Below are 20,985 nucleotides of genomic sequence, written 5' to 3'. Positions count from 1 at the left end.
TCAAAACAACCTACTAATTATACATCTTTTATAATAAATATGCTTCCTTCTATGGTCACTGTCTCAAAGTCTTTATTTTAATAATGTTCGCACAAATAAAAGATGAAAGGCTTTGTAGACGTGAGAGGTTTGAAAGAAACGGGTTGCGGGCATAAAGTTGGTGAGATTCGCTCAAGCTAGTTTCAAATGCTTTACTTTTAGGTTGCTTCTCTGTAAGATCATATGTTGTAAATACCAACAAGAAAAGTGGGGAATAAAATGAAAAAAATGTTCTTTGCCATTATGTTAGGCGCTTGTGTTGCATTGATCACGGCATGTGGATCTGGTGCAAGCGACAACGCGAATAAACAATCTGGGTCTAAGGAATCAGGTGACCTTTGGAAATCCATTCAGGATAAAGGTGTTCTGACGATCGGAACAGAGGGAACTTATGCTCCTTTCACATTCCATGACAAAAAGACAGATAAATTAACTGGCTACGATGTAGAAGTCATCACAGAAGTAGCAAAACGTCTTGACTTAAAACCTGAATTCAAAGAAACACAATGGGACAGCATGTTTGCTGGACTGAATTCAAAACGTTTTGACGTGGTAGCGAACCAAGTTGGTAAAACTGGACGTGAAAATCAATACGAGTTCTCTGATAAATACACAACGTCTCAAGCCATTGTTGTGACAAAATCAGATAACAACGACATCAAGAAACTATCTGATGTAAAAGGCAAAAAAGCAGCACAATCATTAACAAGTAACTACAATAAACTAGCTACAGATGCTGGTGCTAAAATTGAAGGCGTTGAAGGTCTTGCACAATCGATTCAATTGATTCAGCAAGGACGTGCTGATCTGACGTTCAATGACAAGCTGGCTGTATTGAATTACTTGAAAACAAGCGGGAACAAAAACCTAAAAGTTGCATTTGAAACAGGAGATCCTCAAGAAACTTACTTTGCATTCAGAAAAGGCAGCGGCGAAGTCGTTGACAAAGTGAATGGCGCATTAAAAGAAATGAAAAAAGACGGTACACTTGCTAAGATTTCTAAGAAATGGTTTGGTGAAGATGTTACAAAGTAATACCCTAGGAGTCGTCATTCCTTGGGATCTTCTTCAGCAATCTTTTTGGCCAATGGTGATGCAGGGGATTTATTACACAATCCCCCTCGCCATCATTGCTTTTATTATTGGTATTTTTATCGCGCTTGTGACAGCACTTGCTAGAATGTCTAAAATCAAAGCCCTCAGATGGATTTTTTCCATCTATGTGTCGGCCGTTCGCGGAACGCCGCTTTTTGTGCAATTGTTTATTATTTTCTATTTCTTTCCGACATTTAATATCACACTGGATCCATATCCAAGTGCCATTATCGCTTTTTCATTAAACGTAGGTGCGTATGCATCGGAAATTATCCGTGCATCCGTCCTATCTGTTCCTAAAGGTCAATGGGAAGCTGGTTATTCAATCGGGATGACGCATCGTAAAACGCTCGTCCGCGTGATTTTACCGCAGGCTGTGCGTGTATCGATTCCACCGCTATCTAATTCATTCATTAGTTTGGTGAAGGATACATCTCTTGCCTCCCAAATCCTCGTAGCAGAGATGTTCCGTAAATCACAGGAAATTGCTGCGGCGAACTTGGATCAGATCTTGTTCATTTATATGGAGGCAGCCCTGATCTATTGGGTATTCTGCTTCATTCTATCGCTCGTTCAGCATCAAATTGAAAAACGACTTGATCGATATGTCGCAAGGTAAGGAGGGAACGACATGCTAACAGTCAAAGGTCTCAAGAAATCCTTTGGTGAAAATGAGATTTTAAAGTCAATAGATTTTACGATCAACAAAGGGCAGGTTGTCGCCATTCTTGGCCCATCAGGTTCAGGAAAAACAACGATGCTTCGCTGTTTAAATGCACTTGAAACACCAAATGGCGGCTCCTTTACCTTCGATGATTTCTCGATTGATTTTTCGAAAAAAAATAAGTCAGCTGATCTGCTGAAGCTTCGCCGGAAATCGGGAATGGTGTTTCAAGATTATCACCTGTTTCCACACCGCACCGTGCTTGAAAATGTGATGGAAGGTCCTGTCCAAGTACAGCGCCGTCCAAAGGAAATGGTTCGAAAAGAAGCCATCCAGCTCTTGCAAAAGGTCGGTCTGGAAGATAAAAAGGATCTGTATCCATTCCAGCTCTCAGGCGGTCAAAAGCAGCGTGTCGGGATTGCCCGTGCACTTGCCATTCAGCCAGAGCTCATGCTTTTTGATGAGCCCACCTCTGCACTTGACCCTGAGCTTGTCGGGGAAGTCTTAAAGGTCATGAAGGATTTAGCGAAAGAAGGCTGGACCATGGCAGTTGTCACACATGAAATCAAGTTTGCCCAAGAAGTAGCAGACGAAGTGATTTTTATTGATGGCGGCGTCATCGTCGAACAAGGTCCTCCCGAAGAAATTTTCAAACGACCAAAGGAAGAACGAACAAAACAATTCTTAAACCGGATTTTGAATCCAGTATGATGAAAAAAGGCTGTTCTCACGTGATGAGAACAGCCTTTTTTTATATTTCCTTTTGCAAGCGAAGCGCCAGTAAATCTTGCAGGAGCAGTCTCGCTCCCTCTGGACTGATAACCACTCCACCCGATAGCACTTTGTTGGAGCCTGTCACTTCCCCTGTGACGATACAAGGTTTATCCTGCCAATACGGCTTCATGACAATTTGGTCTTCTTCTCGATAAATCTCCATAAAATCGCGCGGATGAATTTTCAACCGTTTTCTTATATCTGTCGGAAGAACAATTCTTCCAAAGTTATCTATATATCTTACATAGTCTTGATTTAACAAATTGACCCCCTCCTGCATCTCTAGATATAGGCGATTCCCTTTTTATCAAGGAATGAAGCGCTCTAATCGGTTAGTGAAAGGATAAGTTGCAGGCTGATCCAGTGGCTAAACACGCTTCCCATATATGATATATCTGTTTGGTGCAGGACCAATGAAAGAAAAAGGATAACATGTGGTGAGGATAAGTTCTTCCTTTTCCTGTTGCAATGTAATAATACTTTGATCATCTTTTTTCACAATCTTTGTTTTCTCAATTTCATAGGTAAATCGTCCATATGAAAGCTCAATGACGAGTTGATCCCCTTTCACCAGTTCTCCTGTTCGTCTAAACACAGTATCACGATGCCCAGATAAAACGATTTGTCCTTGTTCATTAGGTAAATAGCTTTCGTGATAATGACCAACGCCCTTTGCTAAATCCTCCGCTTCTGTTCCTTCTACAATTGGTAACTCAGCATTTAACTTTGGAATGTGCAAGAGCCCAATGATTTCACCAGCCTTCGGGACAAAAGGGGAATCTGTTTGCCCCTTTTGCTGGATGGCTGCTTGTGCAGACTGGAAAGATTGATCTACTTGCCTTTGCCCATCAACGATCCTCATATATCCTATCATCACAAGACAAATACCTGCTGTGATCAATAGAGTTGAGATGATTTTTTGAAACATGGACAATTATTCGTTTCTTTTTCTTCTTTTCCATACAATAAGGGAGGCACCTATTAGCACAAGTGCAAATCCTGCTAGTAAAAGGTTGTACATCGCTGTTGCAGTGTTCGGAAGATGATGACCAGGTGTATCCGGTTCTGAATGAGAAGGCTGTTCTGGATTCCCTGGCACCTCTGGCACATGCGGCGGTTCTACCGTTGTGGAGTTTTCAGGTTTGTCTGGTTCGTCCACATTCTCACCCTTCACAACTGCGATATTTTGAATGGTTTTACCTTCATATCCTTTAGCGATCTTCGCTTCAAAAGTAATCGTATGCCAGTCCGTATCTTTGATATCGCCAAATTGACCGGTTACTGTGCCTTTTGTGTAGTCTCCGTTGTCGTCATCTTTTGCATCTGTGACACCTTGTGCATCTACTTTTAATGACCCTTCGACATACTCAAGACCTTCTGGCAGTTGATCTGCGATGACTAGATCTTTGATGACACTATCTTCTACACTATTTTTTGTTTTGATGGTGTAAAGAAGGGTGTCGCCTACTTGAACTTGTTTTTCATCTGTATTACCTTTTGCTTTTTGAGAGATCTCAGATGTTTTTTCTGATTCAAGCTTTGGATCCTTTGGATCAATTTTTGTTTCGGTTGACGGCTCATCTGGCGGTGTGTTTTCGCCTGTTACTTTCGCTGTGTTTTGAATACTTTTACCTGATTGGCCTTTAGCGATCTTCGCTTCAAAAGTAACCGTATGCCAGTCCGTGTCTTTGATATCGCCAAATTGACCGGTTACTGTGCCTTTTGTGTAGTCTCCGTTGTCGTCATCTTTTGCATCTGTGACGGCTTGGTCATCTACTTTTAATGACCCTTCGACGTATTCAATACCTTCTGGCAGTTGATCTGTGATGACTAGATCTTTGATGACACTGTCTTCTACACTATTTTTTGCTTTGATGGTATAAAGAAGGGTGTCGCCTACTTGAACTTGTTTTTCATCTTTATTCCCTTCTGCTTTTTGAGAAATCTTAGATGTTTTTTCTGATTCAAGCTTTGGATCCTTTGGATCAATTTTTGTTTCGGTTGACGGCTCATCTGGTGGTGTGTTTTCGCCTGTTACTTTCGCTGTGTTTTGAATGCTTTTACCTGATTGGCCTTTAGCAACCTTCGCTTCAAAAGTAATCGTATGCCAGTCCGTGTCTTTGATATCGCCAAATTGACCAGTTACTGTGCCTTTTGTGTAGTCTCCGTTGTCGTCATCTTTTGCATCTGTGACGGCTTGATCATCTACTTTTAATGATCCTTCGACGTATTCAAGACCTTCTGGCAGTTGATCTGCGATGACTAAATTTTTAACGATGCTGTCTTCTTCAAGATTCTTTGTTTTGATCGTATAAAGAAGGGTATCTCCTACCTGAGGTGTCTTTTCATCTGTGTTACCTTCAGCTTTTTTCTGAATGCTTGCATCCTTTTCTGATGCTAGTTTTGGTTCACGAGGGTAAATTTCTGTTTTCGTTGTTGGATCATCTGGCGGCGTGTTTTCACCTGTTACTTCGGCTGTGTTTTGAATGTCTTGACCAGCCTGTCCCTTTTCAACTGTCACTTCAAACGTCACAGTGTGCCAGTCCGTGTCCTTCACATCGCCAAAATACCCCGTGACCTTTCCATCTGTGTAGTCACCGCTATCGTCATCTTTCACATCTGTGACGGATTCTCCATCAATCTCAAGAGAACCAGCGACATACTTCAGCCCTTTTGGCAATTGATCTGAGATCACTAGATTTTCAACAAGACTGTCTTCTATCGTGTTCTTTGTTTTAATCGTATAAAGAAGGGTGTCCCCTACTTCTGGATGTTTCTCATCTTTGTTACCTTCTGCTTTTTTCTGCAAAACCGCTGATTTTTCTGATTCAAGCTTTGGATCACGCGGATAGATTTCTGTTTTTGTTGTTGGATCGTCTGGTGGTGTATTTTCACCTGTGACACTCGCTGTATTTTGAATGTCTTTACCAGACTGTCCTTTTTGAATCGTGACCTCAAACGTCACGGTATGCCAATCTGTATCCTTAATGTCACCGAATTGTCCTGATACGGTTCTGTTTGTGACATCCCCATTGTCTTGATCTTGCTCATCTGTCACCGCTTGTCCGTCTACTTCAAGTGAATTTGGCACATATGCTAATCCTTCTGGCAGTTCATCTGAGATCACTAAGTTTTTAACGAGACTGTCTTCTATCGTATTCTTTGTTTTAATCGTATAAAGAAGGGTATCACCGACCTCTGGATGCTTCTCATCTGTATTACCATCTGCTTTTTTCTGCAGGACGGCTGATTTTTCAGAAGTCAACTTCGGGTCACGAGGATAGATTTCTACATTCGTTGTCGGCTCGTCTGGCGGTGTGTTGCCGGTTGTGACACTCGCTGTATTTTGAATGTCTTTGCCTGCCTGACCTTTTTCAACTGTGACTTCAAATGTCACGGTATGCCATTTCGCATCTTTCACTTCACCGAACGTTCCAGTGACAGTTCCACCTGTCATATCACCGTTGTCATCATCTTTTACATCTGTAACTGGATTCCCATCTATCTGAAGAGAATTTGGTACATAAGATAATCCTTGAGGTAACTTGTCAGAAATCACAAGGTCTTCAATCACACTATCTTCAACAGCGTTACGGGCTTGAATGGTATACAGTAATGTGTCGCCTACTTCTGGGTGCTTCTCATCTGTATTACCATCTGCTTTTTTCTGTAAGACCGCTGATTTTTCTGATTCAAGCTTTGGATCACGAGGATAAATTTCTATGTTTGTTGTTGGTTTGTCTGGCGGTGTGTTTTCCCCTTTGACATTGGCTGTATTTTGAATATCTTTGCCAGCTTGACCTTTTGCTACTTTCGCTTCAAATGTCACGGTGTGCCAATCGGTGTCTTTCACATCACCTATTTGACCTGTAACAGTACCGTTTGTAAAATCACCTTTGTCTTGGTCTTTTGCATCTGTTACGCCTGCGCCATCCACCTTAAGTGAGCCTGGCACATAGGCTAAGCTGCTCGGAAGGTTATCTGATATGGTCAGATTTTTAAGAATACCGTATTGCACCGTATTTTTTGCTCTAATTGTATAAAGCAAAGTGTCGCCTACTTCTGGATTCTTTTCATCTGTGTTGCCTTCTGCTTTTTTCTGTAAGGCAACAGATTTTTCTGATTCAAGGTTAGGAGGATATGGATCAAATTCGGGCTTCACCCTTGAAGCTAAGTCGTAAGATAATGAATCACCTGCAGTGCCCATATATGTTGTACTTAATGTTTTCGCATCAAGTGTGAAAAGAGTAGAATGACCGATAGAGTCATCTTTTCCTGATTGTAATAGCATTTGTCCATTTGGCAAAAAGCTAATTCCTCGTACTCCTCCCTCAATAGGTTTACCATCTGCATTTGTGATTGGAATCACTCGAATTACTTCAGCTGTTTCAGGATTCATTTGCGCAATGGACCCACTGGTATTAGATGCGAACCAAAGATAGCCATCCTTATCGACTACAAGGTCTCCGCCAATGTCTCCGCCAATGCCAGGGCCAACGTCATAACCGGCAATTTTCTTGGCCGTTTTTTGACCAGTTGCTAAGTCGTACGTTGCAAGGTAGGGTTCTCCACCAACCGCATACGAATGAATATATTTACCGTTATAAACAACGGCATTTGGCGCTCTTCCGCCTAAAACACCTACACGCTCTGCTTGTCCAGTGGTCGCATTTATTTTATAAAGAACTGGCTCTCCACTTGCTGTCGTAGTTGCATACACTGTGTTTTCTTGATCATTCACAGCAACACCGTTCACTACAGACGAATTAATTCCCTTCACCTGTACACTAGCCTTTACGTTTGTTGGGTTTTGCCCATCAAGCTGATAAAGAACTAACTTACCATTTCCAATCATGTAGGAATCTGTGTTATTGACAACCACCGTCCCAGCGGCTTTCGTAACAGGTGGTGAGACTGTTAATAAATTTCCAGCAATCAACACCAATATAAGAAATAATTGACTCGTTCTTTTTAATATATTCATTTTTTGACATCCCCTTTTCCCTGCTTTAATCATAATGGTATGTACCAGTTCACCTCCCACACTTTGGTAAAGAATATCAGTAAGATTTCAAAAGCCTCAACAGGACTAAATGACTATTTTCGACAAAAATAGACATTTTGAACTAAATACCTCCCGATGATTGATTTGCTTATGTTTTTCCAATAAAATAACCTTTTTCCATCCCGAAATTCCTCATCTATCTATTTTCCAAACAGGTCTTATAATGTGAATTACATACAATCCTTTCTATTTAAAGATAAATATTCTTTAATTGGGTGATGCTTATTTTTTTGTCAGTATATATTGAATTTTTTTCATTTTATCTTAAAAAAAGGGAATGATTGGTTCACTTTGTTAAAAAAAACAAGTCGAAAGTCTTGCTCTTGTTTTGACCTTTTACGATGCGAAAAATTCTTTTTATAAGTAAGCGATTACAATTGAGCAAAGCCATTTAAAGGGGCGTGGGAGTATGTTACGATTGAATTCGAGTGTTTAAGAAAGAAGGGAAAGCTTTTGAAGCGGGAACATCTTTTACGTTGGTTTTTTTATTTTGTTGGATTGATCGTACTAGCTTTTGGACTATCGCTGACAGTGAAAGGAAAGATTCTAGGCATTGGTCCTTGGGACGCTTTCCACTACGGACTGTTTCAGCACTTTGGACTCACGATTGGACAGTGGTCCATCATTATTGGTGCACTCATTGTGACACTAACATCTGTTTTTACGAAATCATTTCCAAAGATCGGCGCATTACTGAACATGGTGCTGATTGGTATGTTTATAGATTTCTTTAATGCGGTATTGCCTGCACCACATGGGTATTTACCCGCTTTATATGTGTTTATTACGGGCGTTGTGGTTTCAGGTTATGGTGTTGGCATTTATGTCTCAGCGAATCTTGGCGCCGGGCCAAGGGATTCATTAATGCTGCTCATCTCAGCGAAAACAGGATTGAACGTGCAGTGGGTGCGAAATGGCATTGAGCTAACAGTGCTTTTATTTGCATGGATGCTCGGCGGGCCGATTGGCGTTGGCACGATTCTGACGGCTATTTTTACAGGTCTCGTCCTTCGATTCTCCTTACCGCAATCGACACGGCTCCTGCATCTGCTTATTACAAAAACAGCAGAGAAACCTGTTCAGACGCTTATCCGATAAGAACAAGCCATTCTACAAAAAGAATGGCTTTTCTTGTGTCAAAATAAATAAACAGATTTTTCTTATATTCATAAGAGGAAATCAACCCAACCCTTCCACTTCCTGTCATTTTGAGCTTTCGCTGAAAAGGAGGTCTGTTTCCCTTTTGTACGGCGCTCTCCAATGGTACAATCAATGTAAAAAATTAGAGGTTCATTATGAAGATTTTCGCTATCCAATTACAGCATTTAGATGACATCCATGCACGAAAACAAATCGATCAATTGAAACCCTTTGTTTCAGCTGAAAAACGTGCTGCGGCTGAGCGCTTTCGCTTTTTGGTCGATGCAAGAAGGACCTTGTTAGGTGAGGTTCTGGTTCGTCAGATGATCCATGATATGTACGATCTGCCTTTTGATGAGATCGTTTTTGAAACAGAGGGCAATGGCAAGCCTGTCGTCCGGCACATTCCTTCTTTTCATTTTAATCTTTCTCACTCTGGTGATTGGGTCGTATGCGCAATAGATGATGCACCTGTAGGTATTGATATTGAGGAGATCAAACCGATTGATCTAGCGATTGCTAAACGATTTTTTTCAGCAGATGAGTATGAGGATTTACTTTCACAACCGGCAGAACGGCAGGAAGCCTACTTCTTTCATTTATGGTCAATGAAGGAGGCCTTTATCAAGCTGACTGGAAAGGGATTATCTTATGGTCTTTCGTCCTTTACAGCCCGCCTGTCAGAGGATGGACAGGCGACGCTTGCATTACCTGATCATGAAGCGCCCTGCTTTGTTCAAACATACTCACTTGATCCTACCTACCAAATGGCGGTGTGTACACGAAAGCCTTCTGCGGCTGAACGTGTTGAGATACTCTCTTGTAGTGATGTACTGTCTCGTCTTTAATATCGCCCAATTTGCTGAAATGCTGTCTTTATCAAATCGACTCCACGTGTGATTTGCTCTTCTTTCACATGCCAAATGTTCAACTGAAGAATGGGGTCTTTTTGATAAGTCGACAGATAATGGCGGTCGATTGACTGAATGGAAACAGATGCCTTTTTCAACTGCTGAATGAGCTGGTTCATCGGAATTGACCGATCGAAACGTACATGTGTATGAGTAGCTGGCTCCTCTTCTCCCAGTTGATAAGCGATTTGATCGCTTTTCAGGCATGTCACTAGTTGTTTGGATCGGTTGCGATAGGTCGCCCGCATTCTGTCTCGATGCCGTTCAAACATCCCGCTTTTTAAATATATTTCTAAGGCTGCCTGTGACAGCATGGAGCTGTCGATGTCAATGAGCCGTTTGTGTTCGCTAAAAGGTCTAATCAGTTCCTCAGGTAAGACGACCGCTCCTGTTCGAAGTCCTGGAAAGATGATTTTGGAGAAGCTTTTTAAATAAATGACCTTCCCCGCCTGATCGTACGAATAGATCGGGTCTCTTTTTGCGTCGAATTCTAAATCGGCTATGTAATCATCTTCAACGATATAGACGTCATATGTCTCGGCAAGAGCTGCAATCGCTCTTTTCTCCTGCTTTGACAAGCTCGTTCCAAGCGGGTTTTGAAACCTTGGCATCGTATAGAAAAAACGAATCTCCTCTTCTCGAAAGATACGCTCCAATTCTTGAAGATCAATCCCCTTTTCCGTCCGCTGAATCCCCCGTACAGGCAGTTGATTTTTTTCTAAATATTGAAGGTATAGATGATAGCCTGGCTGTTCGACTAATATGGTCTGTTTGCCATTCGGAAAAGGGATGGTGCTTAAAATGGATAACGCCAGCTGAATACCAGAAGTCATAACGATCTGTTCTGGATTTGCAAACACTTGATAATCCATTAATCGCTTAGAAATGACTGGCAGCAGCGAGGGTAATCCGTTGGATGTGCCGTATATAAACAAGTCATTTTGATACAAATCGATGGCTTGGTTGATGCAGTGCTGGAAATCAACATATGGAAACACGACGGGATCAGGTGCAGATGAAGCAAAATCAATCCATGTGCTATCCTGTTTCCCCGCTGACTGCTTTGTTTTCACGACATAATAGCCGCTTCTTTCTACAGAATACAGCAGATGTTCACGTTCTAATGTGTCTAGTGCTTTGATGACAGTGCTTTTACTCACTGCATATTGAGCCGCCAAATGGCGAATGGAGGGGATCTTCATGCCTGCATGGTATTCACCAGACGTCATCTTCTCTTTTAAGCTGAGAACAAGCTGATCATATTTCCTCACACCACTTCCTCCTTGTACCGGTACAGATATCATGTTCTCTTATTGTACACCTTAGATGATCCGATTACGATAGAAGAACAGAACCGGTCAATTCAACTGAAGCATGCATGCTCGTATAAGGAGTCAAATTGTGGACATTTCAAAACAAAAAGCGTATGCTGCCGCGATAGGCTACGCCACGATCATTGGTTTTTCATTTTTGTTTGTCAAAATTGCATTAGAATCAGCAAACCCGATTGATTTATTAGCACACCGCTTTACAGTTTCTTTTGCAGCCGCACTATCGCTTTATCCATTTTTACGAAAGAAGATCCGCCTCTCCATTCAATGGCGTGATCTTCTCTACATCGTACCGTTTTCCTTGCTTTATCCTGTGTTGTTTTTTGCTTTTCAAGTATGGGGGCTGATGTATACCTCTTCGTCAGAGGCTGGTATTATTCAGGCAACGATCCCCATTCTGACGATGGTGTTTGCCGCGTGGTTTTTAAAGGAACGCGCGACATGGATCCAAGTGCTGTTTACCATTCTTTCTGTGTGCGGGGTGATGCTTCTCTTTGTCATGAAGGGAATTGATGTGAAGCATTCACACATGATCGGCTATGGACTGATATTACTTTCAGCCTTATCCTCCAGTGCATACAGTGTATTTGCCCGAGTGATTACACGGCGCTTCCATGTGATTGAACTCACTTTCGTGATGACATTCTTTGGATTTGTCTTCTTCAATGCCGCTGCGCTCATCCAGCATTCAGCAAACGGGACAATGCCGCAATTTTTCAGCCCATTTACACAACCATCCTTTGTATGGTCAATGCTCTTTTTAGGCATTCTTTCATCACTTCTCACGGCATATTTATCAAACTATGCCCTTTCTCAGCTTGAAGCGGCAAAGGTCAGCATCTTTAACAATTTATCTGCGTTTATTACAGTTGCCGCTGGGGTTCTCATTTTACATGAAACAATCGATTGGTATCATCTCATCGGAGGTGTGCTGGTCATTGGCGGAGTGATTGGCGGGAATGTGGTGAAAAAGCGGAATTCATAAGAAAAAGCGGTCCCTTTAAGGAGGACCGCTTTCTTTTAAAGTTTCATTAATTGTTGTTTGCTTGCAACGTCAATCACATGTCTCATCTGTTCTGCGAAGGGCTCGAGGTGTGTGTTGATATACATGTGCCCTCCTTCGAAATTGGTGCGTTCGATGGTTTTTGCCCATGGCAGCCAGCCATTTGCATCTTTCATGCATTTTTCATCTTTTGTTCCATTGAATAAATAAACGGGTGTTTCGATGATGGATTGATCTTTGTGCTGGAAGGTTTCCAGCGCCTGATAGTCTGCACGTAAGGACGGCGTAAAGTAATCCATCATTGGTTTGTTCTCTAATAATTCCTTTGGAATCCCGCCCATTTCGGCAATATGCTGAACAAATGCTTCATTCGATAAATGGGTCAGGATCTGTCGTTTTGTTTGCGGCGGCTGAATAGCCGAGATCACGACTGCTGCAGGATCGATTCCTTCCTTTTCTAGCAGCTGAGCCAGTCTATACACAACAAGTCCTCCCATGGAATGTCCGAACAGGATAAACGGGCGGTTCAAGTTGCCCGAGAGCCCTTCTTTGTATAGCTCAGCCAATCGGTCAATGCTCGTTTCGAGCGGCATGAGATTGGTTCCATGACCTGGGGGCTCTGCTGCTGTTACTTCGGCAGTGCCTTTTAGCTGTTCAAAAAGCGGGCGGTACGAGGCGGAATAACCGCCTGCAAAAGGAAAACAAATAAGTTGAATAAGGTCTGATTTTTTTTCAAAGGTTTTAAATAAATGGTTCATATGTTCTTACCCCTTTATCATCGTTTGAAGAATCCGTGCCAGTTCATCTGCCTGCGGCCTTTTCATCATGGTGACATGGTCTCCTTTGATGTGATAATACGAGCATGATCCTTTCGTATAAGCCTCCCAGTCTGAGAACTTCTTCTGAAAATCAATGGCGTGATCACTGCTTTGTACAATATAAAACGGCACATCGAATGGTTCTTTTTCTAATTCAATGGCTTGTGACATGATTGTATTATGCGTTTGCATTTGCAAATATTTATCTAAATACTGATCATTCATAAATTGATGAACCACTTCATCCTTTTCTGCCTCTTTGAGTATTTTTTGCTTCACTTCTTGGAAGCTCAGCCCTTGTAATGCTTCTGGCTGGATGCCGACAAGATTCCCCATTCCAAGGACAAGCGCAAGCATTTTCACTTCTTCTTCGTTCATATCCGCATGGAGCGCCTGATCTGCCTCATCTCTTAACACAGGGACGGTATCTAAAATGATGAGTCCTTTCGGCGCTTTTCCTGCATGGCAGAGCCGCTGATTCATTCCGTAGGCAAGGTGCCCGCCCATTGAATGCCCTGCTAGATAGTCAACACCAGGTCGATAGAAGGTCTCAATGGCTTCAACAAATATGGACACAAGCTCTGTGTAATGGAGGAATTGCGGTTCTTCATCCTCATATAAGCCAGGAGACTGCAAGGCGTACACAGCGCCTTGATGTGTCATCAGCTTAGCCACATCGATATAGCCCATCACCGTTCCACCGGCAGGCGGTGCAAAGAAAATCCTCGGTACGGCTGGATCGCCTTTTTTCAGCTCAATCACGTAGTCCTTTGGAGACCTTTCGACGTGCTCTCCGGCCTCTGGCATTGCGTCCACATGTGCGGCTAGCTGAGCCGGCGCTGGATGCATGAAAATCCATTTTGGATCCACACGAATCCCCTGTTCTTTTAATTTGGCAACAGCTTGGATACTCATAATTGAATCGCCGCCTAAATCAAAAAATGAGTCATGTATGCCTACTTGTTTGACACCAAGCACGTCCTTGAAAGCTGTGACAATCAACTGCTGTGTTTCGGTGACTGGTTTGTCATCCCCTTGAGAAAGAGAGATCGTTTCTGCTGGGTCTGGCAGTGCTTTTTGATCAACCTTTCCGTTTGTTGTAACTGGCATTTCGTCCATTACAATAAAGTAACTTGGAATCATGTAGCCTGGCAGGCTTTCCTGTAAAAATGCTTTCCAGCCTGAAACAGGATTCTCTCCGTCTGTGACAAGGTAGGCCGCCAGCCGTTTTGAGCTGCCATACGTTTTGGCGATGACTGTACATTCTTTTACTTGTGGATGCTTGAGGAGAGCTGTCTCTATTTCTCCACATTCAATCCGGTAGCCTCTAATTTTCACGAGGTTGTCTTTTCGGCCGAGATATTCAATGGTGCCATCTGAACGCCATGTACCTAGATCACCTGAACGATACAGCCTGTCTCCCCCTAGTTCAGGGAATGGATTGTCTATAAACCGTTCATGCGTCCGCTCTGGATCATGAAGGTAGCCTTTTGCCAGCCCTGTGCCGCCGATGTAAATTTCTCCTTTGACGCCTGCTGGCACTGGGTTGAGCGCATCATCTAGTATGACAACAGTTGAATTCGATACTGGGACACCAATCGGAACTGACCTTGCTTCCTCTGGCATGTGCATGACTTGATGTGTTGTGGCTAAGGTCGTGTTTTCTGTTGGGCCGTAAGCATTGATGAGTACACCCTCCATATGTGGCAGTGCCTTTCGTGCATGCTCACTGGACATCGCTTCTCCGCCAACGAGTAATGTGCGGTAGCCTGCTACACTTTTTGGATCGTGCTCCACCAGCCGATTGAATAAAGCGGTTGGCAGACAGTTGGCTGTCACTTGATGCACTTTGATCAGCCGTGATAATTCATCCATATTCAGTGCGGCATATTTCGGAATCAGAATGAGCTGACCGCCATTCAGCAGCATGCCCCACAACTCAAATGTAAAGGCATCAAAAGCATAGTTTGAGAGCTGAAGCATCTTATCATCTGGACCTAGTTTTATATAGTTTGTTTTTCGAACCAGACGGACAACTCCTGCATGGGGGAGCATGACGCCTTTTGGTGTACCTGTTGAGCCTGATGTGTAGTTGACATAGGCTAACTGGTCTTCTCCAATGATTGATTGTTCTCTTTGATACACTGCATCTGTTACTGGTAATGGCTTGTCCATCTCAATCTTTGTACCTGTAAAGTCTACTAGACGCTCTATTAAATGAGACTGAGTGATGATCACATCACTTTGCGTATCGCGAACAATGAGGCGGATTCGCGCATCTGGATATTCTGGTGACATTGGAACATATGCAGCACCAGATTTGACAATGCCTAGCACTGAGACAATCATGTCAAAGGAACGATCAAAAAGCATCGGTACAAGTGAACCTGGTCCAACTCCTTTTGATTGCAAGTAAGCAGCAAGCTGTGTTGCCTTCTCATCCAACTCTTGATACGTCATGTGCTCTTCCAAATAAGACAAGGCAATGCGGTGCGGATCACGCTGCACCTGTTCTTCAAACAGCTCTTGAATGGTGCGCTTTGGATATGGCGTAGCCGTTTGGTTTTTCCCTATGATCATCGCAGCCTGTTCCGCTTTGTCCATTAAGCAATAATCAGAAAATGTACGTTCAGGCTGAGATGTCATACCATCTAGCAGATGAAGATAATAATTCATATAACGATGAATGGTCTCTTGATCAAATAAATCTGTATTGTATTCCACTTGGATCGACAGCTGATCCCCCTGTTCAAATACATGTAAGGTGAGATCAAATTTAGACACTGTATGATGAACCATCACATGTTCACTTGTCAGCCCTTTGAGATTGACATGGAGCGAATCTGTTACATAACCCATCGCCACTTGGAAAATAGGCGATCGACTTAAATCTCTATCTAATGAAAGATCATCGACAAGCTTATCAAATGGATAACGCTGATGCTCGAAGGCTTTTAATGTCATCTCCTTCACGTTTTCCATGACATCAGCAAACGTATCTGCTGTGGAGATATCCTGTCTCAGTGCGAGTGTATTCACAAACATTCCAACAAGCTTCTCTGATTGCTTGGCACCTCGCCCTGCGATCGGCGAACCAATGATGATATCTGTCTGTCCTGACAGCTTGTGAAGCAGGACGTAGTACGCTGACAGCATCGTCATGAACAGCGTTGTGCCCTGCTGCTTGGACAAAGCCTGCAAACGGCGGATAAGCGTATCTTCCAAGACGATTTGCTCTGTAGCGCCGTTAAATGTTTGAACTGGCGGGCGAGGACGGTCAAACGGCAGCTCTAACACCGGAAGATCACCTTGTAAATGATCGAGCCAATAGGCTTGGTCTACTTGATGATGCATTACTTGCTCATTTTCCCAATGGACATAATCTGTCCATTCGATTTCTAGCGCTGGGAGCTGCGGCGCTTCATCTGCAAGCAGCCCGTCATATGCCACTTCTAATTCCTGAATGAGCAGACTGAGCGACCATGCATCTGAAATGATATGGTGCTGCGCGCAAAGAAGATAAAATTCTTCATTGCCCATATCCACAATCGTCCACTGCGCAAGAGGCCCTCTTTCTAAATCATAAATGCGGTTCGCTTCTTGCTGAATAAGCTGCTTGAGTCTTCTCGTTCTTGTTTTTTCATTAAATAATGAGAAGTTCGCAACTGTGACAGATGGTGGAAGGTCTTCACGTATCAGTTGAACCGGCTTGCCGCCAAGCGATTGAAAAGTTGCGCGTAGTGCTTCATGACGTTTCGTTAAGAGACCAATCGCTTTTGTTAACGCTTGAATGTGCAATTGTCCTGTCAGCTTCCAAGCACCTAATATATTGTAATGATGGCTCTTTTCCAATGTGGATAAGAACCAAATACGCTTCTGAGCATGTGACAGCTCATAGCTTGTTCGCTTTTCCAGCTTTGGAATATTGGCTTCCTGAACAGCAGGTGCCTCTTTGATGTCATCAACCATTTGCGCCAAATGTGCCAGATGCTTGCTTTCAAATAATATTTTTAAAGGCGCCTTGATTGAAAACTCATGATTGATCCGAGAAATGGTTTGAGTCGCCTTTAATGAATGTCCGCCAAGGTCAAAGAATTGATCCTCTTTGTACACACGATCAACGTCTAAAATGTCCTCCCATATGGCAGCAAGCATTTGCTCTGTTTTCGTTTCTGGCAATTGTTTTTCAAGGGGTTGTCCATTTTTGTGATGATTCAGCTTAACGGCTTCATGATCAATAGAGCCATCTAGTTTTTTCGGTATTTCCTGTACTTGCTGAATATCCCAGTCACCTTTTGTTCCGCCTGCGATATCTTCCACATGCACTTCTTTGCCAGGCTGAACTGTGTAAAAAAGCTTTTTCTCAAAAGTCGGTATTGGCGCTGGCTGAAGATACGCTGCGATTTCTGGATTGGCTCCATCTAGTCCGATAAATAGATGCGCTTCATTCAGCCGAGCACCTAGACATAATGAATGGAGACCTTGCTTCTTTCCAATCAATTGAAATCCCTTGCGGACGGTAAGGGCTGCGCCGGTATGTCCCTTAGACAAACCGAGATTATCCCACATACTAAAGTTTAAAGAGATCGCCCGTCTTCCTTCTTGAAAGGTGAGCGTGTGCGCAAGCCCATCTAAAAAGCTGTTGGCCGCAGAGTAAGCCCCGAATGTTGTACCGCCAAAAAAGCCATTTACTGATCCAAAAAAGACGAGTGGTACTGCCGGATCATGCTTGAAGGCTTCCTGCAGGACAAACGCTCCGTCTGCTTTCCCTGACAGTTCCTTTGTAAAATCCTCTTCTGACGTATGCGCCAATGTATACTTATCTGTATGCTGAAAATGCTCTGATACATTGCCTGCACCGGCTAAATGCAGCACACCCCGGATGGTTTGACCAAAATGTTTTTCTGCTTTGTAAATCGCCCGCTCCACGTCAGCTAAATCGGTCACATCCGCTTGTACATAGATAACGTCACCGAGACTTTTTAGCTGTAAGAACGCTTCTTTCTTTTCCAAGCTGTCTTCCAAAGAAGTCCTTCCAATCAATACAAGCTTTAGGCCAAATTGGAACATCTGCTTAGACAGTTCAAATCCAATACCGCCGAGTCCTCCGGTCAGCAAATAAAGTCCTTCATATTCTAAAAATCCTTCTGTTTGAGGTGCGTTCATCATATCGACTTTTTCCAGCTTTGGTACGAGCCTGTGCCCTTTTCGGTATGCCACCTCTGCTTTTATATGAATCGCCGACAGCTCATCAGCAATGTGCTTTGCATCCTGCTCCACTTGCTCCGCTTCAATATCAATATGGGACACCTCTGCTCCTTCCCATTCTTGCGGGAGGGTTTTTAATAAACCAACGAGCGACGTTTTCTCCACATGAAGATCGTCTTCAGGGCTTACAAATTGACCACCCTTTGTCACCACAACAAGCCGGACAGGCTCTTTGTTTTCTTGCCTCCATGCTTGATACAAGTACAAAATCGATTGATTGGACCTCGCATGCATTTCTGTGAACTGCGCAGGCTCAACAATGGCTTCTTTGTCTGCCACATTCCACAAATGGAGTATGCACCCTGTCTTTAATTCATCTGCTTCAAGTGCTGCAACGAGCCTGACATAATCCCCCTTGATTCTCGGGTTCATCTGGTACATCCCTTTGGAGAGACGCAAAAATTCATGTCCTTTTTTCACAGAAACATAGGGCTGATTTCTTTTTTCAAAATGGGCGTAAAGTGATTGGTAAAGCCCTTTTTCATCCTCGAAAACGAGTACATGATCAGCAGCAGGCTGAGACGGACCAATATGCTCCTTTACCCAAGTGCGTTTGAAAAACCAATCTGGCAGTGTTTGTTCATTTTCAGAAGCAAGGTCCAGTGCCCTTTCAATGTCACGGAATATCCCTTCTTTTAGCGCCGCGCCTAACTGAGCACGTTGGATCTTTCCACTTTCTGTTTTCGGAAATTGGTCTTTTTTCACTGGAATGATGTGATCGGGCTCTATGCCAATTTTACGAATGATGGCCTCTCTAATCTGCTGAATCATCGTGATTTGTTCCTCTAGCGAATCCTTTTGTGTGACAAAGAAGACGGCAAGCGTGTCGTTGCTTGATTCGGGATTGTAGATGCCGTACGCAGCGGCAAAGGTGACTTCCACCCCGTCCACCTCTTCCACAACTGCTTCAATTTCGTAATTCAAATAGTTGGCTCCATTGATGACAATGATATCCTTTTCCCGGCCTGTTAGAACAAGACGCCCTTCGTGGATAAGTCCTAAATCCCCCGTGTGAAACCAGCCATTTTCCGCAAATACCTCTTGATTGGCTTCCTCATTTTGATGATAGCCCATCATAATCGTCGGACTCTTCACCTGCAAGCGCCCGACCTGATCTTCTGGCAGCACATGATGATGCTCGTCTACAATCCGAATCCATACAGACGGAATCGGTGCACCGACTTCGGTAAACGTCATTTTGTGCGGATGATCTTGCGCCACGTATTGAATTTCACCTGTTAACGAAGTCTGATCAATCGTCAGCTGTCCATCCTGATCACCATGCCGCATGAATTTCTTTGATTGAACAATGGCTGAGGATGTTTCAGACATGCCGTACGCCGGCACCATCGCATGACGGCTTAATCCGTGCTGGCCCATCATATGCATGAAGCGCTGCGTCACTTTTGGCACAACCGCTTCGGCTGCATTCATGATATAAGTCAGTGTGGAGAGATCCCAGCTCCCCTTGCGAATGTCGTCCTCATATTCATTCATCATCGCAAAAGCAAAATTCGGTGCCCATGTCCTTGTGACGCCGTATGTTTCTACCCAATCCAGCCACACCATCGGCCGCTCGATAAATTGATCGATGGATGGACTAATCTGCTGGCAGCCAAAGTAGACGTCATGCACATGAAACATGACAATGCCTCCTACATGATCAAGCGGCATCCAGTTTAGCGACACATCCTCATGCGTAAAGCCATTTGTCTGCTCAAAAGAGATGATTCGAGATAAAATACTTTGATGGTTGTGACGAATACACTTTGGCACACCCGTACTACCTGAAGAGAGCAGCTGAAGCACAGGCTCATCTGGCTCTGGCTCATAATGCTGTTCATCAGGTTCACACGAGAGCAATGTTTCGATTGTTAAAATAGGTATGTCTTTTGCCTCAAATGACTCACGCAGCCCAGCAATGTCCTCAGCACTTGCTTCATTCGTCATAATAAACGGTTCATTTTGCAGCCGAAACACGCCTTTCAGCTTGTTCACAGCTTGATTCGTTTCATCATAAACAGGCGGTACAGAAACCGGAGTCGGAATGATACCACCGAGAATACAGCCCCAAAACGCAGTGATGAAATCTTGATGATCTTTCAATTGTAGTAACACTTGATCGCCGTTTGTCAGGCCTGCTTTCCTTAAACCAGACAGAACCCGTTCTGCGTTTGTGAGTAACTCAGGATAGGATTGGGTCAACGTGCACCCGCCTTCTTTGATGTAGGTCACCCCGCGGTCAGGTGACATAAAGGCTGATCGAATCAACACCTCTGTCAGTGTGACAGGTGTGCCTGGTTTTTTGATGACATCCCCGCCATACACAAGTGCAGGCGGCTTTTCATGACAAGATGCTTGCTTTGTTTCGCCCTCTTCATCCTTCGAGATCGATTCGTTCCCTTGCGCACGCTGCCGATTAGGAAACAGATCATCTAGGTGATAAGGCGTTTGTTTTTCTGTCTGACTTTCAATGAGAGCAGCCGCTTCCTCTACTCCATCTATAGCTTTCGTACGATCTTCTATCTTTCTCAAACTCTCTTCATCAATGATGTCAATCGAAAGCAGTGCTTCTGTATCGACCGCTCCACTTTCTGTCCTTGGCAAGGAAGGCAATAAGACGAGAGCGGCTGGCACTTCATCAGGGTGAAGCGCGCCTGTCATTAGATCCTCTCTTGCTAGCGAAGGGTCCTTCGCCTGTGCAAATAGCACAAGCGAGAGGCTACCTTCTTCATTTTTCTTCGGGATGAATGCACATTCCTTTAACGGAAAATGAAGCATCACGACCTGTTCTAATGCTTTGAGATCGATTCGTTTTCCGTTGATTCTGACGATATGATTTGCTGCATGTCCTTTTCTTCTACTCATTAACATCGT

The 20,985-nt window shown here is 43.5% G+C and carries 12 protein-coding genes; 6 read left to right on the top strand and 6 right to left on the bottom strand.

Annotated features, from left to right (window positions below):
* Positions 1–258: 258 nt before the first annotated feature.
* Genes tcyA through MHB79_RS02010 form a run of 3 tightly spaced genes read left to right on the top strand, consistent with a single transcriptional unit; the run spans position 259 to position 2,509 of the window.
* Positions 259–1,074, top strand: a complete 816-nt coding sequence (gene tcyA, locus MHB79_RS02020) for a cystine ABC transporter substrate-binding lipoprotein TcyA (RefSeq protein WP_003213831.1) — start codon at positions 259–261, stop codon at positions 1,072–1,074.
* Complete coding sequence (locus tag MHB79_RS02015; protein WP_012008905.1) at positions 1,061–1,753, top strand: amino acid ABC transporter permease; 693 nt, start codon at positions 1,061–1,063, stop codon at positions 1,751–1,753. Before tcyA ends, MHB79_RS02015 begins: the two co-directional genes overlap by 14 nt.
* Before the next feature lie 12 nt (positions 1,754–1,765).
* Complete coding sequence (locus MHB79_RS02010; RefSeq protein WP_050945488.1) at positions 1,766–2,509, top strand: amino acid ABC transporter ATP-binding protein; 744 nt, start codon at positions 1,766–1,768, stop codon at positions 2,507–2,509.
* Positions 2,510–2,549: 40 nt separating this feature from the next.
* On the opposite strand, the gene MHB79_RS02005 is transcribed toward MHB79_RS02010, so the two are convergent.
* The 3 genes from MHB79_RS02005 to MHB79_RS01995 all read right to left on the bottom strand — a co-directional run bounded on the left by MHB79_RS02005 (position 2,550) and on the right by MHB79_RS01995 (position 7,556).
* Entirely contained in the window at positions 2,550–2,834 is a 285-nt protein-coding gene (locus MHB79_RS02005) for an AbrB/MazE/SpoVT family DNA-binding domain-containing protein (protein WP_050945487.1), read from the bottom strand.
* Positions 2,835–2,939: 105 nt separating this feature from the next.
* Positions 2,940–3,500, bottom strand: coding sequence for a class D sortase (locus tag MHB79_RS02000; RefSeq protein ID WP_212046401.1), 561 nt, complete (start codon positions 3,498–3,500; stop codon positions 2,940–2,942).
* A gap of 6 nt (positions 3,501–3,506) precedes the next feature.
* Positions 3,507–7,556 (bottom strand): isopeptide-forming domain-containing fimbrial protein, encoded by a 4,050-nt coding sequence (locus MHB79_RS01995; RefSeq protein WP_340988811.1) that lies wholly within the window; start codon positions 7,554–7,556, stop codon positions 3,507–3,509.
* Between the two features lie 534 nt (positions 7,557–8,090).
* Between MHB79_RS01995 and MHB79_RS01990 the strand changes: the two genes are divergently transcribed.
* Together MHB79_RS01990 and MHB79_RS01985 are read left to right on the top strand one after the other, a co-directional pair.
* A complete protein-coding gene (locus MHB79_RS01990) occupies positions 8,091–8,735 on the top strand; it encodes a YczE/YyaS/YitT family protein (RefSeq protein ID WP_282061411.1) in 645 nt (214 codons plus the stop codon).
* A gap of 197 nt (positions 8,736–8,932) precedes the next feature.
* Positions 8,933–9,625: a 4'-phosphopantetheinyl transferase family protein gene (locus MHB79_RS01985; RefSeq protein ID WP_050945484.1), complete on the top strand. Its 693-nt coding sequence runs from the start codon at positions 8,933–8,935 to the stop codon at positions 9,623–9,625.
* On the opposite strand, the gene MHB79_RS01980 is transcribed toward MHB79_RS01985, so the two are convergent.
* Positions 9,622–10,959: an aminotransferase-like domain-containing protein gene (locus MHB79_RS01980; protein ID WP_322000192.1), complete on the bottom strand. Its 1,338-nt coding sequence runs from the start codon at positions 10,957–10,959 to the stop codon at positions 9,622–9,624. The two genes, MHB79_RS01985 and MHB79_RS01980, sit on opposite strands and share 4 nt — an antisense overlap.
* 127 nt (positions 10,960–11,086) lie before the next feature.
* Here MHB79_RS01980 and MHB79_RS01975 point away from each other — a divergent pair, with 127 nt between their 5' ends.
* Complete coding sequence (locus MHB79_RS01975) at positions 11,087–12,004, top strand: DMT family transporter (protein WP_445661261.1); 918 nt, start codon at positions 11,087–11,089, stop codon at positions 12,002–12,004.
* 35 nt (positions 12,005–12,039) lie between these two features.
* Here the strand turns inward: MHB79_RS01975 and MHB79_RS01970 are convergent, their stop codons facing one another.
* Together MHB79_RS01970 and MHB79_RS01965 are read right to left on the bottom strand one after the other, a co-directional pair.
* On the bottom strand, positions 12,040–12,780 hold the full coding sequence (locus MHB79_RS01970; protein ID WP_050945481.1) for a thioesterase II family protein: 741 nt from the start codon (positions 12,778–12,780) through the stop codon (positions 12,040–12,042).
* A gap of 6 nt (positions 12,781–12,786) precedes the next feature.
* Entirely contained in the window at positions 12,787–20,982 is an 8,196-nt protein-coding gene (locus MHB79_RS01965; protein WP_340988806.1) for an amino acid adenylation domain-containing protein, read from the bottom strand.
* Positions 20,983–20,985 lie beyond the last annotated feature (3 nt).

Source organism: Bacillus sp. FSL M7-0558 (genome assembly GCF_038003245.1).
Classification (GTDB): Bacteria; Bacillota; Bacilli; order Bacillales; family Bacillaceae; genus Bacillus; species Bacillus pumilus.
Note: the sequence above shows the minus strand (reverse complement) of the source record. Positions and strands in the feature narration are given on the sequence as shown.